The organism is Borborobacter arsenicus (assembly GCF_003934165.1).
Classification (GTDB): domain Bacteria; phylum Pseudomonadota; class Alphaproteobacteria; order Rhizobiales; family Rhizobiaceae; genus Pseudaminobacter; species Pseudaminobacter arsenicus.
Window position 1 is genome coordinate 141,415 of sequence record NZ_RKST01000015.1, and the last position, 22,464, is coordinate 163,878.

At 63.1% G+C, this 22,464-nt stretch carries 20 protein-coding genes; 15 read left to right on the top strand and 5 right to left on the bottom strand.

The window, feature by feature from the left end; genetic code table 11:
• Positions 1 to 359 precede the first annotated feature (359 nt).
• The gene (locus EET67_RS17465) at positions 360 to 2,387 is read right to left on the bottom strand and encodes an OmpA family protein (RefSeq protein ID WP_128627484.1); all 2,028 of its coding nucleotides are present in this window, start codon (positions 2,385 to 2,387) and stop codon (positions 360 to 362) included.
• A 201-nt stretch (positions 2,388 to 2,588) separates the two neighbouring features.
• On the opposite strand from EET67_RS17465, the gene EET67_RS17470 reads away from it, so the two are divergent.
• Positions 2,589 to 3,035 (top strand): YcgN family cysteine cluster protein, encoded by a 447-nt coding sequence (locus EET67_RS17470; protein WP_128627485.1) that lies wholly within the window; start codon positions 2,589 to 2,591, stop codon positions 3,033 to 3,035.
• A 164-nt stretch (positions 3,036 to 3,199) separates the two neighbouring features.
• The gene (locus tag EET67_RS17475) at positions 3,200 to 3,607 is read left to right on the top strand and encodes a hypothetical protein (protein WP_128627486.1); all 408 of its coding nucleotides are present in this window, start codon (positions 3,200 to 3,202) and stop codon (positions 3,605 to 3,607) included.
• A gap of 210 nt (positions 3,608 to 3,817) precedes the next feature.
• Here the strand turns inward: EET67_RS17475 and EET67_RS17480 are convergent, their stop codons facing one another.
• The gene (locus EET67_RS17480) at positions 3,818 to 4,063 is read right to left on the bottom strand and encodes a YMGG-like glycine zipper-containing protein (protein ID WP_128627487.1); all 246 of its coding nucleotides are present in this window, start codon (positions 4,061 to 4,063) and stop codon (positions 3,818 to 3,820) included.
• A 218-nt stretch (positions 4,064 to 4,281) separates the two neighbouring features.
• Between EET67_RS17480 and EET67_RS17485 the strand changes: the two genes are divergently transcribed.
• The 4 genes from EET67_RS17485 (at position 4,282) to EET67_RS17500 (ending at position 8,104) form a co-directional block, all read left to right on the top strand.
• Positions 4,282 to 5,238: a Bug family tripartite tricarboxylate transporter substrate binding protein gene (locus EET67_RS17485; protein WP_128627488.1), complete on the top strand. Its 957-nt coding sequence runs from the start codon at positions 4,282 to 4,284 to the stop codon at positions 5,236 to 5,238.
• A 67-nt stretch (positions 5,239 to 5,305) separates the two neighbouring features.
• Positions 5,306 to 5,824 (top strand): tripartite tricarboxylate transporter TctB family protein, encoded by a 519-nt coding sequence (locus EET67_RS17490; protein ID WP_128627489.1) that lies wholly within the window; start codon positions 5,306 to 5,308, stop codon positions 5,822 to 5,824.
• A 16-nt stretch (positions 5,825 to 5,840) separates the two neighbouring features.
• On the top strand, positions 5,841 to 7,331 hold the full coding sequence (locus EET67_RS17495; protein WP_245450987.1) for a tripartite tricarboxylate transporter permease: 1,491 nt from the start codon (positions 5,841 to 5,843) through the stop codon (positions 7,329 to 7,331).
• A 26-nt stretch (positions 7,332 to 7,357) separates the two neighbouring features.
• Complete coding sequence (locus EET67_RS17500; RefSeq protein ID WP_128627490.1) at positions 7,358 to 8,104, top strand: SDR family NAD(P)-dependent oxidoreductase; 747 nt, start codon at positions 7,358 to 7,360, stop codon at positions 8,102 to 8,104.
• 289 nt (positions 8,105 to 8,393) lie between these two features.
• On the opposite strand, the gene EET67_RS17505 is transcribed toward EET67_RS17500, so the two are convergent.
• Genes EET67_RS17505 through EET67_RS17515 form a run of 3 tightly spaced genes read right to left on the bottom strand, consistent with a single transcriptional unit; the run spans position 8,394 to position 11,575 of the window.
• Complete coding sequence (locus EET67_RS17505) at positions 8,394 to 9,386, bottom strand: PdxA family dehydrogenase (RefSeq protein WP_128627491.1); 993 nt, start codon at positions 9,384 to 9,386, stop codon at positions 8,394 to 8,396.
• Positions 9,383 to 10,486, bottom strand: coding sequence for a tartrate dehydrogenase (locus EET67_RS17510; RefSeq protein ID WP_128627492.1), 1,104 nt, complete (start codon positions 10,484 to 10,486; stop codon positions 9,383 to 9,385). Before EET67_RS17510 ends, EET67_RS17505 begins: the two co-directional genes overlap by 4 nt.
• A gap of 12 nt (positions 10,487 to 10,498) precedes the next feature.
• Positions 10,499 to 11,575: a tartrate dehydrogenase gene (locus EET67_RS17515; RefSeq protein ID WP_128627493.1), complete on the bottom strand. Its 1,077-nt coding sequence runs from the start codon at positions 11,573 to 11,575 to the stop codon at positions 10,499 to 10,501.
• A gap of 145 nt (positions 11,576 to 11,720) precedes the next feature.
• Between EET67_RS17515 and EET67_RS17520 the strand changes: the two genes are divergently transcribed.
• The 9 genes from EET67_RS17520 (at position 11,721) to EET67_RS17560 (ending at position 22,227) form a co-directional block, all read left to right on the top strand.
• Positions 11,721 to 12,662 carry an alpha/beta fold hydrolase gene (locus EET67_RS17520; RefSeq protein ID WP_245450989.1) on the top strand — a complete coding sequence of 314 codons (942 nt, stop codon included), beginning with the start codon at positions 11,721 to 11,723 and terminating at the stop codon, positions 12,660 to 12,662.
• Positions 12,663 to 12,782: 120 nt separating this feature from the next.
• Positions 12,783 to 13,850 carry an ABC transporter ATP-binding protein gene (locus EET67_RS17525; protein ID WP_128627494.1) on the top strand — a complete coding sequence of 356 codons (1,068 nt, stop codon included), beginning with the start codon at positions 12,783 to 12,785 and terminating at the stop codon, positions 13,848 to 13,850.
• 14 nt (positions 13,851 to 13,864) lie between these two features.
• Positions 13,865 to 14,911 carry an ABC transporter substrate-binding protein gene (locus EET67_RS17530; protein WP_128627495.1) on the top strand — a complete coding sequence of 349 codons (1,047 nt, stop codon included), beginning with the start codon at positions 13,865 to 13,867 and terminating at the stop codon, positions 14,909 to 14,911.
• An 84-nt stretch (positions 14,912 to 14,995) separates the two neighbouring features.
• A complete protein-coding gene (locus tag EET67_RS17535; protein WP_210211134.1) occupies positions 14,996 to 16,717 on the top strand; it encodes an ABC transporter permease in 1,722 nt (573 codons plus the stop codon).
• A gap of 152 nt (positions 16,718 to 16,869) precedes the next feature.
• A complete protein-coding gene (locus EET67_RS17540) occupies positions 16,870 to 17,634 on the top strand; it encodes an FCD domain-containing protein (protein ID WP_128627497.1) in 765 nt (254 codons plus the stop codon).
• A 127-nt stretch (positions 17,635 to 17,761) separates the two neighbouring features.
• Complete coding sequence (locus EET67_RS17545) at positions 17,762 to 19,177, top strand: MmgE/PrpD family protein (RefSeq protein ID WP_128627498.1); 1,416 nt, start codon at positions 17,762 to 17,764, stop codon at positions 19,175 to 19,177.
• A gap of 17 nt (positions 19,178 to 19,194) precedes the next feature.
• Positions 19,195 to 20,292 carry an AbrB family transcriptional regulator gene (locus EET67_RS17550; RefSeq protein ID WP_128627499.1) on the top strand — a complete coding sequence of 366 codons (1,098 nt, stop codon included), beginning with the start codon at positions 19,195 to 19,197 and terminating at the stop codon, positions 20,290 to 20,292.
• A gap of 38 nt (positions 20,293 to 20,330) precedes the next feature.
• Positions 20,331 to 21,413 carry an isocitrate/isopropylmalate dehydrogenase family protein gene (locus tag EET67_RS17555; protein ID WP_128627500.1) on the top strand — a complete coding sequence of 361 codons (1,083 nt, stop codon included), beginning with the start codon at positions 20,331 to 20,333 and terminating at the stop codon, positions 21,411 to 21,413.
• 271 nt (positions 21,414 to 21,684) lie between these two features.
• The gene (locus EET67_RS17560; protein WP_128627501.1) at positions 21,685 to 22,227 is read left to right on the top strand and encodes a BA14K family protein; all 543 of its coding nucleotides are present in this window, start codon (positions 21,685 to 21,687) and stop codon (positions 22,225 to 22,227) included.
• The last annotated feature ends 237 nt before the right edge of the window (positions 22,228 to 22,464 follow it).

Genomic DNA, 22,464 nt, shown 5'->3' on the forward strand with positions numbered 1-22,464 from the left:
CTTAGAAATATTGATGGCTATCGCGGATTGTCAAATTAGCGGGACTGCAACAAGGCGGACGCCGGTGGGGAGAAGCTTAAAAAAGCGGGCCCGGCCGGGGAGGGGGACCGGCCGGGCCCTTTCGCCGCGATCCCGCCTGAAGCGGGACGGGGCAGGGAACCCTGATCGCCCTGCACCCGACGAGCGCAGATTGGCGATCTGTCTGTCAGTTCGAGCACCGGATTCCAATTTCGGTTCGATGCTCCAACGTCGTCACCTTGAAGGTGGCGACCGGACCTTCGCGGGTCAATGGCGTTGCCGCCATCTCGCGAAAGCGTGATCGGCAGGGAGCGAGCGCGCCCGCTCCCTGCCGGCTTCGTCTATTTCGCGCTCGCCACCGGGGCGACCAGCGGCGTGATGCGGCGGATGGCGACACGCCGGTTTTCGCGCTCCGGCTGTTGTGTGTTCACCTTCAGATATTGCTCGCCATAGCCCTGCGTCGTCAGGTTTTCCGGTGGGATGGCGAACACATTGGTGAGGGCTTCGGCCACCGCTTCGGCGCGCTTGTCCGACAGCGCCAGATTGGCGAGATCGGAGCCGACTGCATCGGTGTGGCCTTCGATCAGGAAGGTCTCGGCCGGATTGTCCTTCAGGATGCGCTCCATGGCGGTCGCCACGCCCTCGAGCCGCGAGATTTCGCTTTCGGGGATGGCGGCCGAGCCGAACTCGAAGGTCACCGTATCGAGATCGATGCGGCGGGTCTTGTCGCGGATGCGGGCCGAGCGCTTGACCTCGTCGATCGAATAAAGGCGCTCGACGCGCTCGACCGGCGGCTGTTCGAGGAACTCATAATAGACGTCCGGGTCGCTCGCCCGCTCCGATGTCAGGATGTATTCCTCTTCCGGGATATCGAGCCGCAGCGGCGGCAGGTCGAGCCCCGGATCGCGCCAGTCACGCACGCGGTCGTAATTGTCTTCCTCGACATAGACCAGCACATATTCCCGGTCGTCGGGCGCGATGCGCGAACGGCGGATGACATCGCCATAGGCATTGCGGATGGTGACGACGCGGGTGCCGTCTTCGCGGACGATCGTTTCGCGGGTACGGCCGCGAGGCAGATCCTCGTAATAGACGTCGCGCGCGCCACGCGTCATGCGCGGCCGCTCATTGCTTTCGACGATGGTCTGGTTGTTGAACTGGATGATGACGCGGTCACCGAACTCCTTGACGACCTCGGTGCCTTCCGGCCGTTCGCGGCGAACCAGATCGATCTTCTTCTGCTCGACGCGCGTGCCCTCCTCGGCCGTGACCGGCTGGATCTCGGCCGGCTGGACCTCCTGCTGGGCAGCCCTGTCATCGGTCGGCGGGGGGGCGGCCTCGGCGGGTGCCGCAGGGGCGGCCGGCTGCTCGGCAGGCTGGCCTTCAGCCTGGCCTTCCGGTGCGGCGGCAGGTGCCTGCGGAGCGGCGGGCTGGCCCTTCTGGCTATCGAGGATAGGTGCGGCGCTGCCGTCTGGGGCCTCCACCGGGGCCTCGCCCTCGACGGGAGCTTCCGGTGCGGCAGGGGCGGCACCTTCCGACGGAGCCTGCTCGCCTTCGGCCGGGGCGGGTGCTTCCGGCGCGGCTGCCGGGGGCTCGGTGGGAGTGGGAGCCTCGCCCTCGGTAGGGGCTTCCTGTGCTGGCTGCTCGGCCTGCGGCTCAGCCGGCGCTTCCGGCTTGGCTTCAGGCGTGGGCGCTGCCTCGGGTTCTGCCTCGGGTGCTGCTTGCGGAGCTGGAGCCTCTTCAGGCGCTGCTTCCGGCTCGGGAGCTACCTCCGGTGTAGGTTGAGGTTCGGCCTCGGGTTCCGGCTGCTGCTCGGGCGCAGCTTCATCCGGTTCCGGTTCTGGCGCAGCCTGGGGCTCGGGCTGCGGCGGCGGTGCCGCTTCAGGTTCCGGCTGCGCAGCTTCGGGTTCGGGTGCCGGCTCGGGTTGAGGGGCTGCCTCCGGTTCTGGCTGCGGCTCAGGCTCGGCCTGGGGTTCCGGCTGTGGTGGTGGCGGGGCCGCCTCAGGTTCCGGTTGTGCGGCTTCGGGCTCGGGTGCCGGCTCGGATTGAGGGGCTTCCTCCGGTTCTGGCTGCGGCTCAGGCTCGGCCTGGGGTTCGGGCTGCGGTGGCGGGGCCGCCTCGGGTTCCGGGGCGGGCTCTTCGGCCGGCGCGGCTTTTTCCTCTTGCTGTTGCTTGCGCTTCAGCAATTCCTCTTCGGTCGGCTGTTCTTCAGCCTGGGCAAAAAGCAAGGGAGCTTGCCTGGCAACCATCTGTTGGGAGCGCGGAGAAAATTCTGTGTCCTGTGCCTGAAGCGGCAGGGCGCTCAACGGCGCCGACGCCATCAGCAGGCCAAGGGCTGTCCCCGCCAAGATCCGAGGTTGGCGTTTCATATTTAGTCTCTCCTGTCATAAGTCCCAACTTTGCACCAACATCCAGCACGGCAATTTGGTTCCTGACGGGTCCGGATAAGGGCGGCGGCGAGGTCATTGCGCGGTGGCAATCTGGCAAGAAGGCGGCATTCTCGTGAACACCACCCGTGGCCGGCCCTGTCGGGCCTTGACCTTGCCCTGCCTGCGGGCCACATGCAGCCCATGAAACAGCCTTTCTGGAAGACAACGGCGCTGGAGGCGATGAGCCGCGAGCAATGGGAATCGCTTTGCGACGGCTGCGGCAAGTGCTGCCTTTCCAAGCTCGAGGACGAAGACACCGGAGACATCTACTGGACCAGCGTCGCCTGCCGGCTGTTTGACGCCAAAAGCTGCCGCTGCAGCGACTATGCCAACCGCCTTGCGCGCGTGCCCGATTGCGTGGGGCTGACCCCGCAGAATGTGCGCACCATCACCTGGCTGCCCGCAAGCTGCGCCTACAAGCTGGTGGCCGAGGGGCACGATCTCTATTGGTGGCATCCGCTGGTTTCGGGCAGCCCCGAGACCGTGCATGAGGCCGGCATGTCCGTGCGCGGCCGCGTGACGGCGTCGGAAGCCGACATGGCCGAGCCCGAAGACTATTTCGACCACATGCTGGAGCATGAGCCGTGAGCCGGCGGCTCTCGTCGGACACGCTTTATTTCAATAATTATCAATGATTTATCGGATGAATGGAAAATGAACGGCTGGTTCCAAGGCCGTTCAGCTTGAAGGGCGCAATCTCGCCTCATCGCTTCGGCAAGTGACGCCGATCAGCAGCGAACGAGGAGACCAAAATGTTCAATATGCTCAAGACCGCGGTGCTTTCGGCGATGATCGGCCTTGGCGGCCTTGCCGCGATGCCCGCCAGCGCCCAGGCCGACGGCATCTATCTCAATCTCGGCAATGGCAGCGATGCCCGTTTCGGCGTCTTCGTCAGGGACGGCTATCATGACGACAGGGGGCGCTGGGAGCGTCGCGATCGCTGGGACCGGCGTGAGCGCTGGGATGACCGCTGGGAGCGGCGCCACCATCGCCGCGCCTGCACGCCCGACCGGGCGCTCGACAAGGCCGACCGCATGGGCCTGCGCCGCGCTCGCATCGTCGATGTCAGCCGCCGCACGATCACGGTCAGCGGACGCAAATGGCACGATCGCGTCCACGTGACCTTTGCCCGCGCGCCGAACTGCCCGGTGATTCGCTAGAGCCGTTCTAGTTTAAACGGAATCGAGGAACGGCTCTAAACTTTTGTTTTAGCCGCATTTCCGGACGCAAAACCGTTTCACACTTTTGCTGGAAATGCTTTAGACGACCTGCATCCAGCCAAAGCAGGGCAAGGTGACGTTTCCCCTGGATCGTCACCTTGCCCTGTTTGCGTGTTGGCGCGTGACTCCCTTTCGGGATCACGAACTGAATCATCTGCAGCGGGCGGTGTAGATGCGCCCGTTGTGGTCGCGGTATTCGCAGTAGCCATTGCGCAGGTTGCGGACCAGAAGCCCGCCAATAGCGCCCGCGCCGGCACCGATCAGCGCGCCCCGTCCGCCACCGGCGATCCCGCCGATCACCGCACCGGCCGCCGTGCCAACGCTTACGTCCTTTTCGGTCGTGGTGCAGCCGCTCAATGCGGCGACAGCCGCCACGGCGATAATGATCTTCCGCATCGGATATTCACTCCATTCGCTCTGTCAGCCACCCCGCCTTGACAGATACAGAAGTGAAGCGCGCCGGGGAAGGGCATCGGGCCGCGCAAATGCCATTGCGTTGATAATTGTAGACACTTGACAATTTACAGACCCGGTAGCAGTGTTCGCTGCCGGGGAGGAGATGAGGTGCCGTATGCCTTCATCGCCCGACATAAGAACTGCTCCGGGAGGGTTTCATGAAAGGCCATTTGTTCATGGCGGGCGCATTCGCGCTCGGCATCGCTGCGTTCTCTGCATCTGCATCCGCGCAGGATTATCCGAAGGACACCGTGACGCTGATCACCCATTCCAGCGTCGGCGGCGGCAGTGATGTGTTCTTGCGCGAGCTGTCGAAATATCTTTCGTCGGCACTTGGCGCCAATGTCATTGTCGAGAACGTCACCGGCGGTTCGGGCGCAAACGCCCTGGCACGCCTTGCCTCGGCACCTGCGGACGGGTCCATTTTCTACGCGACGACGCCGACCTTCATCTATACCTCGCTCCTCAGCAATCCGGAGGCGACCTACAAGGACCTGGAGCCGGTGGTGAATGTCTTCACCGATCCGGAGGTGATCTATACGGCCGCTGACAGCCCTTACGATTCGCTGCAGGCGGTCATTGACCACGCCAAGGCAGAGCGCGGCACATGGGGCGCGGCCAATCCGGCCTCTCTGGAACGTCAGCTTCTGGAGCGCCTGAAAACGGCTGCGGGGGCTGAGAATGCCGCAATCGTCACCCATGAGGGCGGTGGCGACATGATGATCAACGTGCTGAACGGCACGCTCGATGTCGGCGTGGGCGAGGTGCAGGAAGTCAAGTCGCAGCTCGAAGCAAAGCAGATCCGCGTGCTGGCGACCTTCAGCGACGAGAAGCTCGAAACACTGCCCGATGTCCCGACCGTCAAGTCGCTTGGCTATGACGTCGTTGCCCGGAAGTTTCGTGGCATAGCCGGCCCGAAGGGCCTTCCCGCCGATGTCATCGCGGCCTGGGAAAAGGCGATCCCCGAGGTTCTCGACAATCCCGAATACAAGGCAGCCTATACGGCGTCGGACCTGCGGCCGGATTTCATCCCGCATGCCGAATATGGCCCGTTCATCCAGTCCTTCGCGGCCGAGACCGAAGCCTTCCTGAAGCAATCAGGTGTGATCAAGTGACCGCTGCCTGCGAAGCGATCTTCCGCCCGGCGCCGTGCCTGGGGTTTCGAGCGGCAGAACGTCTCCAATGACACGCGAACTGGTGGGTGGCGTCCTGGCGATCCTGCTCGGCGCCGGTTACCTCGCAATGGCCTTGCAGATCCAGCCGAGCTCGCTTGACGATGCCATCGGCCCTGCCGGCCTGCCGCGGGTTCTCGGAACGGCGATGGTCTTGCTGGGGATCGTCCTCTCAGTGCAGGCGCTGCTGGCGGAGCGGCGCAGGCGCCGGTCGTTGGCAGCCGGAAAGGCGGCCGACACGGCGGCGGAAGACGATGAGGCCGGTGAAATCGAGCGCGGCGGTCTGGGCGGCATAGCCCGCGCCGGCGGGCTGCTCGCCATCGGCATCGGCTATCTGCTGATCGTCAGGACCGCAGGATATGTTCCCGCCGTCGCCGCACTGATCATCGCAGCCGCCCTTTATGGCGGCGCAGCCCTGACGTGGCGGGTCTTTGCAATCGGTATCGCCGGGGCAGTCTTCTACTACCTCCTCTTCGTGCTCGTTCTCGGCATTCCCCTGCCGGCGGGTGAACTCATCAATTACTTCTAGCCCGGATTCCATCGCTTTGGACACGCTTGCCCAGTCGATCCAGATCCTGTTCACCACACCGGCGATATTGATGGCCAGTGTCGGCGTTGCCTGGGGCATTCTCGGCGGCGCCCTGCCGGGCTTGTCGCCGTCCATCACCATGGCCCTGCTGCTGCCGTTTACCTATGCGCTCGATCCGACATCGGCGATCATCCTGCTCGCCTCGACCTATGTCGGCGCAGAATATGGCGGCTCGATCCCCGCGATCCTGATCCGCACGCCCGGAACCAATGCCGCCGCCGCCACGGTGATCGACGGCTATGAGATGAACCGGAAGGGAAAGGCGGGCCTGGCGCTCGGCATTTCGCTCTATTCCGGCGTGATCGGCAGCCTGTTCGGGCTGGTGATGCTGGTCGTTCTCAGCGAGCCGCTGGCACGCATCGCGCTTTCCTTCCGTCCGCCGTCCTATTTCGCCCTCGGCATCCTCGGCCTCAGCGTCATCGTCACGCTCTCGGGCGGCTCGCTGGTCAAGGGCATGATTGCCGGTATCTTCGGCCTCATGGTGGCAACGGTCGGCACCGATCCGGTGACCGGGGGCAATCGCTTCACCTTCGGCACGGCGGAGCTTCTCGGCGGCATCGAGCCGGTTCTGGTCATGGTCGGCCTGTTTGCGGTCAGCGAACTCCTCGTGCAGGCGACGCAGAAAGACGCGCCGATCCGTGTCGAGAGCAAGGCCAGAATCCAGTTCCCCGGATGGAAACTGGCCAAGCGCCTGCTACCCTCCCAGATGATCGGGAATGTGGTCGGCACTTTCGAAGGCATCATGCCGGGCGCCGGCGGCACGGTCGCGTCGTTCATCGCCTATAATGAGGCAAAGCGCTGGTCGCGCCACAAGGAGGAATTCGGCAAGGGGTCGCCCGAAGGCATTGCCGCGCCGGAAACCGCCAACAACACGGTGTCGGCAACGGCGATCATCCCGTTGCTGGCCTTCGGCATCCCCGGCTCGAACTCGACGGCCGTGCTGCTCGGCGGCTTCCTGATCCATGGCATCACGGTCGGCCCGATGATTTTCGTCAAATCCGCCGCCGTCGTCCACGGGCTCTATGGCGGGCTGCTCGTTGCCTCCATTGCACAACTTGCCATCGGCATGGCGATGATGGGGCCTTGCATCTGGCTGGTGAACCGCCCGCGCGCCTATCTCAACGCCTTCATCTTCGCGCTGATCTTCTCGGGCGTGTTCTCGATCCACCAGAGCCTGTTCGATCTCGGCCTTGTGCTTGCCGCAGGTGTCGTCGGCTTCATCATGCGGCTTTTGAACATTCCGTTCCTGCCGACCGTGCTCGGTCTGGTGCTTGGGTTCCTCGTCGAAAGCAATTACCGCCGCGCCCTGGTGATTTCGGGAGGCGATCATTCGATCTTCGTGACCGACCCGATCTCGCTCGGCTTTTTGACAGTCGCGACGCTGTTCGTGCTCGGCTCGGTCGGCAAACCCTTTTTCGCGAAGATGAGAAAACCGCGCCTGTCTTAGGCGGGCGGAAAATAAGGAAGGATGAAATGAGCGCTCACGAACTTGAAGGCCGGGTTGCGATCGTCACCGGCGCCTCGCGCAATATCGGGCGGTCGATTGCCGTGGCGCTGGGGGAGGGTGGAGCGCATGTGCTCGTCCATGCGCAGCAGGATCGCGACAGTGCCGAGCAGACCGCACGTGATGTCGAGGCGGCGGGTGGAAGGGCGGCGGTCGTGCTCGGCGACCTTGCCGATCCGGCGGTTCCCGCGCGCATGGTGGAAAGCGCCTTGTCCGCATTCGGAAAGCTCGACATCGTGGTTGCCAATGCCGCAATCCGGCCGGAGGCGTCGATCGACGAACTGACCTACGCCGACTGGCGCAAGGTGATGGCGCTCTGCCTCGACAGCGTATTCCTCCTTGCACAGGCTGCGCTGAAGCCGCTGCGGCTCAGCGACCAGGCAAGCATCGTCACGATCGGAGGACTTACAGGGCATAGCGGCGCGGCCAACCGCCCCCATGTGATTGCGGCCAAGGCCGGGCTGGTCGGGCTGACCAAGGCGCTTGCGCATGATCTCGGCAAGGATGCGATCACGGTCAACTGCGTGGCGCCGGGGTTGATCGAAACCAAGCGCGCGGGTGCGGACCCCAAACACCATGCAAGCCGCACGAATGTGCTGGGGCACCATGGAACGCCGCAGGATGTCGCCGCGATGGCAAGGATGCTGGCTGGCCCGGCAATGCGCTATGTCACCGGACAGACGATCCATGTGAATGGCGGCGCGCTGATGGTGTAGGCATCGCCGGTTCGATGGCCGGTCTAGGTCGTGAACTCATAAATCTGGTCGAAATGGTGTGAGGCCATCTGGTTGGATACGAGGAGAAAAGGCGCCGGAAATGTCGACCATTTTCAAGTCCTTTTCGACAAAGTAGCCGGCCAGAGGGACCACATCCTGCGGACGCCGAAACGGCTTCGAGCTGCGGCGTCGAAGCCCTTGGCCGATGAACCACATCGACCGGCGGGCTTCTCCTGGCATCTCATCGCCGTTTCAGGCGCCATTTCGATCATATTTATGAGTCCACGACCTAAGCGGCCAACCGGCTGGCCAGCGCGATCGCCGCTTCGAAGGCGCCGGTGCTGGCGACACCCTTGCCGACGATGTCGAAAGCCGTGCCGTGGGCCGGGGTGGTGAAGACGATGTCGAGCCCGGCGGTGACCGTGACGCCGCGGTTGAAGCCGCGCATCTTGGTCGCGATCTGGCCCTGGTCGTGATACATGGCAAGCACGCCGTCATAGTCGCCGGCAAATGCCTTGAGATAGACCGTGTCGGCCGGAAACGGCCCCTGGCAGGCAATGCCCCTGGCCGACATGGCCTCGACGGCCGGGCGAATGATGTCGATCTCCTCGGTTCCGAACAGGCCGCCTTCGCCACCATGCGGATTGAGGGCGGCGACAGCCAGACGCGGCGCGGCGATGCCGGCCTTTTTCATCATTGTCGTCGCCAGTTCGATCGCAACCTCGATCGAGGGCCGGTCGATCTGGTCGAGCGCCTGCCGCAGCGAGACATGCGAGGTGACGCGCGACATCCACTGATTGTCCAGCACGTTCATTTCGCTGAAATAGCCGGTGTGGCCGAGAAGATGGGCAAACATCTTGTGTTCGTCGGGAAATTTCCAGCCGCCGTCGAAAAGCGCGCGCTTGTTGAGCGGCGCGAAAGTGACGGCATCGACTTCCCCGGCCTTGGCGAAATCGATAGCGCGCGCCAGGGTTTCGCCGGTGAGACGGCCCGACTCGGCGCTGGCGATGCCGGGCGCATAAAGGGCCGGATCGGTGTTGGCGAGGTCGATGAGCGGGACGGCCTTGTCCGACCAATCGACCAGGGAAGGGCTGTGATGGCGCCGGTAGGCGAATGAAACGCCGGCCTGCCGCATGCCGAGATCGAGCACACGAGCATCGCCGATGACGACGATCCGGGCGGTTTGGGCCATGCGGCCGTCATGCAGGATGCGCGCGGTCAGTTCGGGACCGATGCCGGTGGCGTCGCCGGGCGTCAGCGCAATGATCGGGAGAGCGGTCATGCGCTCCTCCTGGCATCAACCGGCGCTTGTGTGAGCGCGCTAGCGACGGCCTTGCCGCAGGTAACCGTATCGGCGCTGCCGCCGAGATCGCCGGTGCGCAGGCTCCGGTCGGCGAGCACCATTTCGATGGCCGAGACGATTGCCGCGGCCGCATCGGCATGGCCGAGATGGTCGAGCAGCATGGCGCCGGCCCAGATCTGGCCGATCGGATTGGCGATGCCCTTGCCGGCTATGTCCGGCGCGGAGCCGTGCACCGGCTCGAACAGCGAGGGGAAGTTGCGCTCCGGGTTGAGATTGGCCGAGGGGGCGATGCCGATCGTGCCGGTGCAGGCGGGGCCGAGGTCGGACAGGATGTCGCCGAACAGGTTGGAGGCGACCACCACGTCGAAGCGATCAGGGTTGAGGACGAAATGGGCGCACAATATGTCGATGTGATATTTGTCCCAGCGCACATCGGGAAAGGCTCCGGCCATCTCTTCCACCCGCTCGTCCCAATAGGGCATGGTGATCGAAATCCCGTTTGACTTGGTGGCCGAGGTAAGGTGCTTCTTCGGCCGTTTGCGGGCGAGATCGAAGGCGAATCGCAGGATGCGGTCGACGCCGACCCGGCTCATCAGCGTCTCCTGCACGACGATTTCGCGGTCGGTTCCCGGAAACATCCGCCCGCCGATCGAGGAATATTCGCCCTCGGTGTTTTCCCGCACGACCAGGAAATCGATGTCGCCCGGCTTGCGGTCGGCCAGCGGCGAGCGCACGCCAGGCATCAGGCGAACGGGACGAAGATTGACATATTGGTCGAATTCGCGCCGGAACTGGAGCAGCGAGCCCCAGAGCGAGATGTGGTCGGGCACCGTTTCGGGCCAGCCGACGGCACCGAAATAGATGGCGTCATGCCTGCCGATCCGGTCCTTCCAGTCCTCCGGCATCATGCGGCCATGCTGCAGATAATAGTCGCAAGAGGCGAAATCGAAGTGGTCGAAGTGGAGGTCAAGGCCGAATCTGGCCGCCGCGGCTTCAAGGACACGAACGCCTTCGGGCATCACTTCCTTGCCGATCCCGTCGCCGGGAATGACCGCTATCCTGAATTGCCTGGCTGTCAACTGAAGTCCTCCCTACAGGTTGTCGCCCAGGAGTGCGGCACAGACCGCCTCGGTGACCTGGTTTGTCGTCGCGGTGCCGCCAAGATCGGGCGTGTGCAGCGAAGCATCCGAGGTGACGCGCTCGATGGCCCGCATCAGCCTTTGCGCTGCCGCGGCTTCGCCGAGATGTTCCAGCATCATCACTGCGGACCAGAACGTCCCGATGGGATTGGCGATGCCCTTGCCGGTGATGTCGAAGGCCGAACCGTGGATGGGCTCGAACATCGAGGGAAAGCGCCTGTCGGGATTGAGATTGGCGGTCGGGGCGATGCCGATCGACCCGGCAAGGGCCGCCGCCAGATCGGAAAGGATGTCGGCATGCAGGTTGGTGGCAACGATGGTGTCGAGCGAGGCGGGGTTGAGCGTCATGCGAACGGTCATGGCATCGACCAGCATCTTGTCCCAGGCGACATCGGGATAATCGCTCGCGACTTCGCGGGCGATGTCGTCCCACAGCACCATGCCGTGGCGCTGGGCATTGGACTTGGTGACCACGGTCAAGAGCTTGCGCGGGCGCGAGCGGGCCAGGTCGAAGGCAAAGCGCATGATGCGCTCGACGCCGGCGCGCGTGAAGATCGCAACCTCGGTCGCCACCTCCTCGGGCAGGCCGCGATGCGAACGGCCGCCCTGGCCGGCATATTCGCCTTCGGAGTTCTCGCGGACGATAACCCAGTCGAGATCCTTCGCGGTGACGCCGCGAAGGGGGCTTGCGATGCCGGGCAATATGCGGGTCGGGCGCACATTGGCATATTGGTCGAGCGGCTGGCAGATCGACAGGCGCAAGCCCCACAGCGTCAGGTGATCGGGCACGTCGGGGGCACCGACAGCGCCGAAATAGATGGCGTCGAAGGGTTTCAGCAGCTCCGAACCGTTTGCGGGCATCATCTCGCCATGGGCCTTGTAGTAGTCCGACCCCCAGCCGAATTGCTCCACCGCGAGATCAAAACCGCCGTCGCGTGCCGCGCAGGCCGCCAGCACGCGCAGGCCCGCCGCGATGACTTCCTTGCCGATGCCGTCGCCGGGAATGGCGGCAATCCGGTAGTTTGGCATGTGAATCCCTCTTCTGCAGGCTGACGTTATATCCGATGCCGAAGCGGATCAAAATTGTCAATTAAAAACTGTTGACAATTTTGATGATGAGGAATGATGTATCGATATGGCGCCTCGACCGGTGCCGATGCGAAGGAGGAGCGTGATGTCAGCAAGCCAGCCCTCATCCATGATGCCGCAGCTTCCGAAGGATCATCCCGGCCTGATGGATGGTTTCCGTTATGAGCGGGTGCGCACGTTGGGAGCAGAGATCAATGTCGCGATAGCCGGGGAGGGCCCGCCGCTGCTGCTCCTGCATGGCAACCCGCTGACCCATGTGAGCTGGCACAAGGTTGCGCCGACATTGGCCAAGAGCTTCACGGTCGTGGCGGCGGATTTGCGCGGCTATGGCGACAGTTCCAAACCTGATGGAGGGCCGGATCATTCCGCCTATTCCTTCCGTGCGATGGGCGAGGACAATGCCGAGATCATGACGCATTTCGGCTTCGACCGGTTCCAGGTCGCCGGCCATGACCGCGGCGGGCGCGTCGGTTTCCGCATGGCGCTGGACTTTCCGGAGCGGATCGAACGGCTGGCCGCGCTGGACATCGTGCCCACCCATCATATGCTGACGGGGATCAATCTCGGCTGGGGCATAGAAGCCTATCACTGGTTCTTCATGGCGCAGAAGGCGCCTTTCCCGGAAAAGCTGCTGTCGGCCGATCTCAATTATTACATGGACTACAAGCTCAACAAGAAAGGCGTCGGGCTGGAGATATTCAGTCCACAGGCGATGGCCGAATACAAGCGCTGCGCGACGCCTGAACAGATTCACGCCGTCTGCGAGGACTACCGCGCGACCGTCAGTGTCGATCTGGCCATGGATACCGCCGATTTCGGAAAGCGGAAGATCGACTGTCCCGTACTCGTGCTTTGGGGAGACAATAGCCATTGCGGCCGCCATTTCCGGCCGCTGGAGGCCTGGGCACCCTGGGCGCCCGATCTACGGGGCTGGGCGCTGCCGAGCGGCCACTATCCGCAGGAGCAGCGACCGGATCTCGTCCACGAGGCGCTGTGGAAATTCTTTACCGGGCGTGACCCTTCTTAATAAGCTTTTGCTAGTTTCGGCCTTATTAGTAATCTGTTGACAATCTGCAATTCCACTCATAGGTTTTATGAAAAGACGACGGAGCAGTCCTGATCGGACTCCGTCACACGGGGAGGTGTGATGTCGTTTCTTGAACTGGATGGCCTGGCCAAAAGCTATGGCAATCTGACTGTCGTAAAAAACGTCAATCTCTCGGTCGATAAGGGAAAGCTGGTCTGCCTGCTGGGGCCGTCCGGCTGCGGCAAGACGACGACGCTTCGGCTCATTGCCGGCTTTGTGCCGGCCAATGCCGGGTCGATCCGGGTCGGCGGGCAGACGGTCTCGTCCGCGCATTCGACGGTTCCGCCGGAAGCAAGGAACATGTCGATGATCTTCCAGAGCTATGCGCTCTGGCCGCATATGACGGTATTCCAGAATGTCGCCTACGGCCTGAAGCTGCGCAAGGTTCCGGCGATCGAGACCGCCGCGCGCGTGCGCACCATCTTGGCGGCGACGCAGCTTACCCCGCTGGAGGACCGCTACCCGGGCGAACTCTCGGGCGGCCAGCAGCAGCGCGTTTCGCTGGCGCGCGCCTTGGTGGTCAAGCCGGAAATCCTGCTTCTCGACGAGCCGCTTTCCAATCTCGACGCCAATCTGCGCGAGGAGATGCGGTTCGAGATAAGGCGGCTGCACGACGAGTTCCGCTACACCACCGTCTATGTGACGCATGACCAGGTGGAAGCGATGACGACGGCCGACATCATCGTGGTGATGAATGACGGCAGGATCGAGCAGGCGGGAAGCCCCGAGGACATCTACCAGCGGCCGCAGACGGAGTTCGTGGCCAGGTTCATCGGCGGCACCAACATATTGAAGGGGCAGAAGGGGGCTGGCGACGTGGTCGTCTGTGATGGCGACATCAAATTGCGCTGCGCCAGCGGGGAGTTCGCCGCGCAGGGGCAGACGGCAGTCTCCATACGCCACCACGATATCCGGCTTTCGGAAAAAAAGCCGACGAGTGTCGACATGAACTGGGCGACGGGAACCGTCTCCCGCCAGATCTATCTGGGTTCGCATCGCGATTATCTCGTCTCGCTGACTGGTGGAGAAACGGTGCGCACCATCGCACCGGTCGATGTCGCGATCCCGGTGGGTCAGCAGGTCTGGCTGAATTTTCCGCCAGACAGCTGTCGGGCGCTCGCGCAATAGTGGAGGAAGGAAACATGTGGAATAGACCGATTACCGCCGCGCTTCTCGCGGTGGGCATGATGGCGTCGTCGTCCGCCATGGCGGAAGCGCCGGCGCCATATCAGGTGACGCCGGAACTCGAAGCGGCGGCGAAGGCCGAGGGGAAGGTGGTCTTCTATACCGCCACGGATGTGACGGTGGCAGAAAAGCTCGCCGAGCTGTTCAAGACGAAATATCCCGAAATCACCGTCCAGGTGGAGCGGGCCGGCTCTGAGCGCGTGTTCCAGCGCATCGGCCAGGAATATTCCACCGGCATCTACAATGCCGATGTCATCGAGACGTCGGATGCGGTGCATTTCGCCTATTTCAAGCGCGAGGGCTGGCTGGAACCGATGGTTCCACAGGAGGTGGCGGACAAGTGGCCTGCCGACGAACGCGATCCCGACGGCAATTTCGCTGCCTATCGCGCCCATCTTTCGGTCATCGCCTATCGCTCGGACCTGTTGCCGGATGCCGAGGCGCCCAAGACCTGGGAGGACCTGCTCGACCCCCGCTTCAAGGGAAAGATGGTCAAGGCGCATCCCGGCTATAGCGGCACCGTCATGACCGCCACCTTTGCGCTCACCAGCCTGCTTGGATGGGACTATTTCGAGAAGCTCGGCACGCAGGACGTCATGCAGGTGCAGTCCTCGACCGAGCCGCCGAAGAAGCTTGCGCAGGGCGAGCGCGTGCTTGAGGTCGACGGCAACGAATATAACGTCTTCCGCCTGCAGGACGAGGGCGTGCCGATCAAGATCGTCTATCCGGAGGCGGGCACGCCGCTTGCGGTCGGCAACGCCGCCGTGCTGGCGCACGCACCCAACCCCAATGCGGCCAAGCTGTTCTATTCGTTCCTGTTCTCGCTCGAAGCACAGCAGCTCAACAGCGATTTCGGCGGCCTGCGGTCGTTCCATCCCGACGTCAAGGAAAAGGAGGGACGCCTGCCCATCTCGCAGATCAAGCTCCTGCACTCCGACCCTGCCCAGCTCGAGCCGGAGATCCTGACGATCAAGTCCAACTACGAGAAGTATTTCGGGACGTGACGGACTGACCCAGCAATCCCGCATTCCCCGCCGGTCGCGCTCCGGCGGGGAATGCGCCAAAGCCTCCAGCCCGGTATGAGGACAATGACCAGCATCGCACTTAACGAAGGCGCGCAGCGCCGCGGCATCGACCTCTCCTGGCCTACCTTCGCCCTGTTGACCGTGGTGCTGAGCATCCTGGTCATCCTGCCGCTGTTCTGGCTTATCTATTACAGCTTTCGCAGCGATGCCGGCGGCGGCGCGACGCTCGACAACTTTGCTGCCCTCGTCACCGATCCGGCACTCGTGCGTGCCTACGCGCTGGCGATCGGCATGGCGCTTGGCGTGGGTGCCCTGGCCTGCCTGGTCGCCACCCCGATGGCCTGGCTGGTGGCGCGCACCGACTTGCCGGGCCGCCGCCATATCCGCATGCTGGTGACCGCCTCGTTCGTGACGCCGCCATTTCTCGGCGCGATCGCCTATGAGATCATCGCCGCGCCCAACAGCGGCATTGTCAACATCATCTATCGCTATGTGTTCGGGCTCGAACCAGGCGCGTATCTGGTCAATATCTACACTTTCACCGGGCTGGTCTTTGCCATCGCCTGCTTCACCTTCCCTTACGTGTTCACGCTGGTGGCGAATGCGCTCGACCGGGTGCCTGCCGACCTGGAGGATGCCTCCTCCATTCTCGGCGGCAGGGCATTGACGACCTTGCGCAAGGTCACGATCCCGATGGTGCTGCCTGCCATACTCGCCGGAACGCTGATTGCCGTGCTGCAGGCGCTGACGATGTTCGGCTCCCCGGCGATCCTGGCCTTGCCGGCCGGCTTCCACGTCATCACCACCAAGATATGGAGCCTGTTCCAGTTTCCGCCGCGCCTGGGGCTGGCGGCCGCCTCGGCGCTGCCGCTGCTGGTGATCACCATGCTGCTGTTGCGCGCGCAGAAATCCATTCTCGGACGCAGGGGCTATACCGTGCTGGGCGGCAAGAGCGGCACGCCGCGGCTGACGAGCCTGGGCCCCTGGAAATGGGCTGCGATGGCATTCGTCTATGGCGTGCTGTGCCTGACGATATTCTTCCCCTATGCGGCGCTGATCAAGACGGCGTTCACCGTGACTGTCGGCGATCCGATCAATTTCGATACGCTGACGCTGCGGCACTGGAACTTCGTGCTGTTCGATTTCTCGGCGACGCGAATGGCCCTCTACAACACCATCCTGCTGGGCTTCCTGACGGCAACCGTGGTGACGGCAATCGCCCTGGTGGTGTCCTATCTGGCGATCCGCAAGACGATCCCCGGCGCGAAATATCTGGGCTTCCTCGCCACTGCGCCGGTGGCCATTCCGGGCATCGTGCTGGGTGTCGGGCTGTTCCTGAGCTATGCCAATCCGACCTTCCAGCTCTACGGCACGCTTTGGATCCTGCTCATCGCTTTCATGACGATCGAACTGCCTGCCGGCTATCAGCAGATGTCTTCGGCCTTTGCCGGCGTGCATCCCGAACTGGAGGAAGCGGGCCGCATTCTTGGCGCGTCCCGGTTGCGCACGCTTTGGGAAATCACCGCCCCGCTCCTGCGCACCAGCGTGGTTGCCTCATGGTGCTTCGTCTTCGTCGGGACGATCCGTGAATTGTCGGCAACCATCCTGCTTACGACGGCAAACACCAAGCTCGTGTCGGTGATCATTTACGACCTCAATGAAAGCGGCGATCTTGGCGCGATCTGCGTGCTCGGCATCCTTCTGCTTGTCGCATCGTTTGCGGTCGTGTTTGCCGCCAATCGTGTTCCGGTGCTCGGCGGTGCGCAGATGAATGCGCGCGGCTAGCGACGCGACAAGCTGCCGGCCGCACTGCCGGAGCAGGTTGGTCGTCGCTTTTCGTTGTTTTTGTTGCTAAATGGAACGAGAAGGGTTCACAGAAGGGCGGATATCGACTACGCGCCACATGCCCCTCGTTCTGGAACTCATGATGGTTTTGGATGCCGGACAATCTGACACAGTCACCTAATTTTTCCGCGATCGATTTCCTTCGCACCCGCTCTCTTGCCAATGTCGTCCAGGCAGAAATCGAGCGCATGATCGTCGATGGCGAATTGAAGCCGAATGAGCGCGTCAACGAGAACGGCCTGTCGCAGCAATTGGGGGTCAGCCGCGGGCCGATCCGCGAAGCCTGCAGCGCGCTGGCGGCGATGGGACTCATCGAGATAATCCCCAATCGCGGCTTCTTCATTCGCGCGCTTTCAAACGACGAGGCGCAGGACCTTTCGGAAGCACGCGCCGCCGTTTTCGGCTGCATGGCCATGATGTTGGCCGAACGGGTGACGGATGCGCAGATAGCCATTCTTCGCGCGCTGCTGCAACGCATGGACGAGATCGTCGAACTGGGCGATTACCATGTCTACTATCCCGTCAATCTCGAATTCCACAAGCAGATCGGCGAGATGGCGGGCAACAACCGGCTGCATCTGATCTATCAGAGCTTCGTGCGTGAACTCCATATCCAGCGCTACCGCGCCCTGGCGAGCCAGGATGTGCTGAAGATTTCCAATGCCGAACATCGTGAGATCGTGGACGCGCTGGAATCGCGCGACCCGATCCGCGCCCTGACGGCGGGCCGGGCCCATATCCTCAACGGCATAGTGCGCACCCGCAATGCGGGGCGGCCCGGGGAAACGGCGGCGTCCGCGCCCTCGAAACCGGCGCGCAAGTCGCGAACCGCGCCGAACGCCACCGGAAAATCCTGATTCATCCGGCTCCCGGCTGGGAGAGCGCCGCATTTCCATAGACAATACTGTTGACAATTAACAGTTGACGTATCAATCTTCGGCTGGAGATTCACTCCCCAGACAGTTGCGGCCGAAGAGGAATGGCATGAACCAAAACAGTGCAATCGACGTCGAGCTGACGAGATATGTGGCCGATTTCATCGTCCGGGCGAAAGTCGACGACCTCTCGGCCGAACTCGTCGAACTTGGAAAGAAATCGATTCTGGATGGCTTCGGCCTGGCGCTTTCGGGGGCTGTCGCCAAAAGCGGCGAACTGGTTCGCCGGCATCTCGACGACCTCGCCCTGGGGGAGGGCGCTGCAACCGTGATCGGCGGGGGCCGCAAGGTGGCGCCGCGCTTTGCCGCCTTTGCCAATGGTGTCGGCATCCATGCCGACGACTATGACGACACCCAGCTCGCCGTCGCCAAGGACCGGGTCTATGGGCTCCTGACCCACCCGACCGCACCGGCGCTTCCGGCAGCCCTTGCCGTTTCCGAACTGGTCAAGGCGTCCGGCTCGAACTTCATGCTGGCCTATCATCTTGGCGTCGAGGTCGAGTGCAAGATCGCCGAGGCCATAGCGCCGCGCCACTATCAGACCGGCTTTCACGCGACCGCCACTTGCGGCCCCTTCGCGGCTGCGGCGGCAAGTGCCAAATTGCTGGGCTTCGATGTTCCCACCACGCAGCGCGCCCTGTCGATCGCGGGCAGCCAGTCGGCGGGCCTGCGTGAGAACTTCGGCACCATGACCAAGCCCTTCCATGCCGGACGCGCCTCCGAAAGCGGTGTGGCGGCGGCGCAATTCGCTTCTTATGGATGGACCGCCGCATCGCGCATCCTGGAAGCGCCGCGCGGCTTCTTCTCCGCGGCGGGCGGCGGCTATGACCAGAACGCCATCTTCGGCAAGCTCGGCGCGCCGTGGACATTCGTCAGCCCCGGCGTCTCCATCAAGCCGCACCCGTCGGGGTCGCTCACCCATCCGGGCATGACCGAGATGCTGCGCCTCATCAAGGAGCATAATATCCGCGCCGAGGACGTCAGGCATGTGCGCGTCGGCACCAACTCCAATATGCCCAACGCGCTTATCCACCACCGGCCGAAGGACGAGCTCCAGGCCAAGTTCTCGATGGAATTCTGCATGGCGATCCTGCTTCTGGATGGTCGTGCGGGCCTTAGCGAATTCACCGATGCGGCAGTCGAGCGCGATGACGTCAAGGCGATGATCGAGAAGGTGGACTTCGTGATCGACGACGTGGCCGAGGCCGCCGGCTACCACCTCATGACCACGCTGATCGATATCGAGCTTGCCGATGGCCGCAAGATTTCCGGCCGCGCCGATTTCGGCAAGGGCAGCCCGGCCTTCCCGATGAGCTATGACGAGGTTGCCGGCAAATTCATCGAGAACGCCGAATTCGCCGGCATGGCTCACGGTAAGGCGGCCGAGATCGTCGAACTGGTGCGCAAGCTGGAGAGCCTTACTTCACTGGATGAAGTGACCCGCCGCCTGATCTCGATCGCCTGACCGCATCAAGCGTCACGATGCGCGAACCGGCCACTCATGGGAGCGGCGAGCGAGGTTTTTTCGGCGGCTCGCCGGCAAGGATTTTCCTGGCGCTTGTGGTCGGGCTTGCCGGCGCGGGCGCTGCAAAGCTTGCCGGCGCACCGCTGCCATACCTGCTTGGACCGCTCGCGGCTTGCGCCGTTGCGGCGGTTTGCGGCGCTCCGGTCGCTTCTGTTCCCTATGGCCGCGAATTGGGGCAGGTGGCCGTCGGCCTGGCGATCGGCCTGCGCTTCGTTCCAGCAGTCATGGTGGCGACGCTGAAACTCATGCCGATGATGGTTCTCGCCACGCTCGCCACCATTGTCGCCACCACGACGGCAGCAATCATGATGCATAAACTCGCCCGGATCGACCGGCGCACGGCATTCTTTGCCACCGCGGCCGCGGGCCTGGCGGAAATGGCCGTCGTCGCCCATCAAAAGGGTGGCGACAGCGATATCGTCGCCGTCGTGCATCTCGTCCGGGTGATCGCCATCGTCACCACGGTGCCGTTCCTGGTGACGATCTTCGGCGCGGAAGGGGCGGTCTACACCGTGCCGGTGCGGTTCGAGGGCGAGGCGCTGGTGCTGGCGGCGCTGTTCGCGGTTTCCGGTGCGGCGGCCTATCTGGTGCGGCGTTTGCGGTTTCCCAACAGCTGGCTGCTGGTTCCTACCGCCCTTGGTGCGCTGGTTGCCGGCTTCGGTTTCGGGCCCTTTGCGGTGCCGCATGCCGTGCTGACGGTCGCCCAGGTCGTGATCGGCGTGTGGCTCGGCTGCCGGTTCCGGCGGGAGATGGTCAGGCGTTTGCCGCGCGTGACCGTCGCGGCTTTCGTCACCACGGCCTTCCTCATCGCTGCCGCCTCTTTATTCGCCTTGGCCCTGTCGGCGATGACGGGCCTTTCCTTCGTCACCAGCCTGCTTGCCGTCGCGCCCGCCGGCATCACCGAGATGGTCCTGACCGCAACCGCCATGCATCTGGACGCCGCCACCGTAACCGCATTCCAGATCATGCGCATCGCGGTAGTCATGACGACGATCCTTTTCACTTTCAGGGCCTTCGAGACCCTGTCGCGCCGGATGGACGGCAAAAGCACCTGACCCGCTCACGATCCTCCAGTCACCAAAGGACCCTTTTCATGAACAACCATCTCGTCATCGGGATACTCAACGGCGACGATATCGGCCATGAGATCGTGCCGGCGGCAGTCGAGGTCACACGGGTCGCGGCCGCCAAAGCCGGCCTTGCGATCGATTGGCGGCCGCTGCCGATAGGCCGCACCGCGCTCGACACGCATGGCTCGACCTTTCCTGCCGGCACCATGGAAGCCTTGTCAAAAATGGACGGCTTCATCCTGGGGCCGATCGGCCATCAGGCCTATCCGAAGGTTGCCGGCGCGATCAATCCGCATCCGATCATGCGCAAGAGCTTCGGCCTGTTTGCCAATATCCGCCCGACGCGCTCCTATCCCGGTCTCGGCGCTATCCATGACGGCGTCGACCTGGTGATCGTGCGCGAGAACAATGAAGGCTTTCAGCCGGACCGCAATGTGGTTGTCGGCTCCGGCGAGTTCCGGCCGACCGAGGATGTGACGATCTCGGTGCGCGTCATCACCAGGGCGGGTTCGGCGCGTGTCGCCCGCGCTGCCTTCGAGCTTGCGCAGCACCGGCGCAAGCGGCTGACGGTGGTGCACAAGAACACCGTCTTCAAGCTCGGCTGCGGCATGTTCGTGGAGGAATGCCACCGCGTTGCCAGCGAGTTTCCGGAGGTGACGGTCGATGAGGTGATCGTCGACACGATGGCGATGCGGCTGCTTCGCGACCCTGCAAGCTTCGACGTGGTGGTGACGACCAACATGTTCGGCGATATCCTGAGCGACGAGGCAGCCGGGCTTGTCGGTGGAATGGGCATGGCTCCCGGCCTGTGCATCGGGGAAGGCAACATCGCCATGGCGCAGGCCACACACGGCTCGGCCCCCGACATTGCCGGCAAGGGGCTCGCCAATCCGTTTGCGATGATCCAGTCGGCCCGCATGATGATCGAGTGGCTCGGCCACAACCGCAAGATCACGGAAGCGGTGGATGCCGCTGCCCTGATGGATGCGGCAATCGTCAAGGCGCTCGCCAACCCCGCCACCAGGACGAAGGACATCAGGGGAACCGGCACCACCACCGACATGACACGCGGAATCATCTCGGCGATCGAGGTGGCCGGGAGGTAGAGCATGTCTCCCGAAAGTGGGAACCGGTTTCGGGATAAAGACATACTCAAAAACAAGGACCTAAAGCGCGGCAAGCGAATCTGAAAGATCGCGACGTGCTTTAGGCGCCAAGCTTATGGCCCGACCCCTCGAATCGCCAGAAGCCCGCCACTTATTGCGGCGGGCGTTCTTCCCAATATTATTGATTGCTTCCGTTTGACCCGACCGATTTGCGCGGAACAAAATAGCAGGGAACGGCGTTGTCGAAGATTGCCATAGCGAGGACGCGACAATGCAGTTCCTGTCAGGCACATTGGCGACCGCCTTGGTCGCAACCTTTACACTAACAGCCACTGTCCCACTTGATGCCGCACCGATCTTTGTGCCGAGGGCTCAAAGCGCGCAGTCCGATGTCATCCAGATCCGGGATGGCTTTCGAGGAGGCGGCAATTACGGCTGGCACAGGGGCTATGGTGGCCACCGCTACTATGGCTCGGGATACCATCGGCACGACGACTTCTGGCTCCCCGGTGGGGCATTTGTCGCCGGAGCGTTGATCGGCAGCATAATCGCCAACAGCGGCTATTACGGAGGCTACTACGGAAGTCGCTACTATGGTGGCGGATACTATCCTGAACCATATTACGATAACCGTTACTACTATGGTGACGGATATTATCGTCAACCATATTATGGCACCCGATATTACGGCAGGCATTACCGTAACCGTTATTATGGTAACCGTTATTATGGTAACCGTTACTACAGGAGCCAGTATTACGGCAATTATCGGCCGTGCACGAGCAGGGCGGCGGATGCCGGGCTTTGCTTCTAGCGCGACGTTGTCCATAGCAGGATAGGGTCTGCCAGTAAGCGGTCTGCCAAGCGATGGTATGGCGCGGGCAGGGTGGGACCCGCCACGGCTACAGGGAGTTGTTGAAAAATCTGCACAGCCTTGTTGACACCCCTGAGCGGCGCGCCTATAACCCGGCTCACCAACGAGGGCGGCGCGCCGCTGGCGGCCTAGAGGTTTGCTTCTAGACAGCCCCCCGAATTGACAAGTTTCTGAGAG

Excerpts from the sequence above, each read along its gene's own strand:
- EET67_RS17465 (WP_128627484.1), bottom strand. The coding sequence starts at position 2,387 with ATGAAACGCCAACCTCGGATCTTGGCGGGGACAGCCCTTGGCCTGCTG.
- EET67_RS17470 (WP_128627485.1), top strand. The coding sequence starts at position 2,589 with ATGAAACAGCCTTTCTGGAAGACAACGGCGCTGGAGGCGATGAGCCGC.
- EET67_RS17475 (WP_128627486.1), top strand. The coding sequence starts at position 3,200 with ATGTTCAATATGCTCAAGACCGCGGTGCTTTCGGCGATGATCGGCCTT.
- EET67_RS17480 (WP_128627487.1), bottom strand. The coding sequence starts at position 4,063 with ATGCGGAAGATCATTATCGCCGTGGCGGCTGTCGCCGCATTGAGCGGC.
- EET67_RS17485 (WP_128627488.1), top strand. The coding sequence starts at position 4,282 with ATGAAAGGCCATTTGTTCATGGCGGGCGCATTCGCGCTCGGCATCGCT.
- EET67_RS17490 (WP_128627489.1), top strand. The coding sequence starts at position 5,306 with ATGACACGCGAACTGGTGGGTGGCGTCCTGGCGATCCTGCTCGGCGCC.
- EET67_RS17500 (WP_128627490.1), top strand. The coding sequence starts at position 7,358 with ATGAGCGCTCACGAACTTGAAGGCCGGGTTGCGATCGTCACCGGCGCC.
- EET67_RS17505 (WP_128627491.1), bottom strand. The coding sequence starts at position 9,386 with ATGACCGCTCTCCCGATCATTGCGCTGACGCCCGGCGACGCCACCGGC.
- EET67_RS17515 (WP_128627493.1), bottom strand. The coding sequence starts at position 11,575 with ATGCCAAACTACCGGATTGCCGCCATTCCCGGCGACGGCATCGGCAAG.
- EET67_RS17520 (WP_245450989.1), top strand. The coding sequence starts at position 11,721 with ATGTCAGCAAGCCAGCCCTCATCCATGATGCCGCAGCTTCCGAAGGAT.
- EET67_RS17525 (WP_128627494.1), top strand. The coding sequence starts at position 12,783 with ATGTCGTTTCTTGAACTGGATGGCCTGGCCAAAAGCTATGGCAATCTG.
- EET67_RS17530 (WP_128627495.1), top strand. The coding sequence starts at position 13,865 with ATGTGGAATAGACCGATTACCGCCGCGCTTCTCGCGGTGGGCATGATG.
- EET67_RS17535 (WP_210211134.1), top strand. The coding sequence starts at position 14,996 with ATGACCAGCATCGCACTTAACGAAGGCGCGCAGCGCCGCGGCATCGAC.
- EET67_RS17540 (WP_128627497.1), top strand. The coding sequence starts at position 16,870 with ATGCCGGACAATCTGACACAGTCACCTAATTTTTCCGCGATCGATTTC.
- EET67_RS17545 (WP_128627498.1), top strand. The coding sequence starts at position 17,762 with ATGAACCAAAACAGTGCAATCGACGTCGAGCTGACGAGATATGTGGCC.
- EET67_RS17550 (WP_128627499.1), top strand. The coding sequence starts at position 19,195 with ATGCGCGAACCGGCCACTCATGGGAGCGGCGAGCGAGGTTTTTTCGGC.
- EET67_RS17555 (WP_128627500.1), top strand. The coding sequence starts at position 20,331 with ATGAACAACCATCTCGTCATCGGGATACTCAACGGCGACGATATCGGC.
- EET67_RS17560 (WP_128627501.1), top strand. The coding sequence starts at position 21,685 with ATGCAGTTCCTGTCAGGCACATTGGCGACCGCCTTGGTCGCAACCTTT.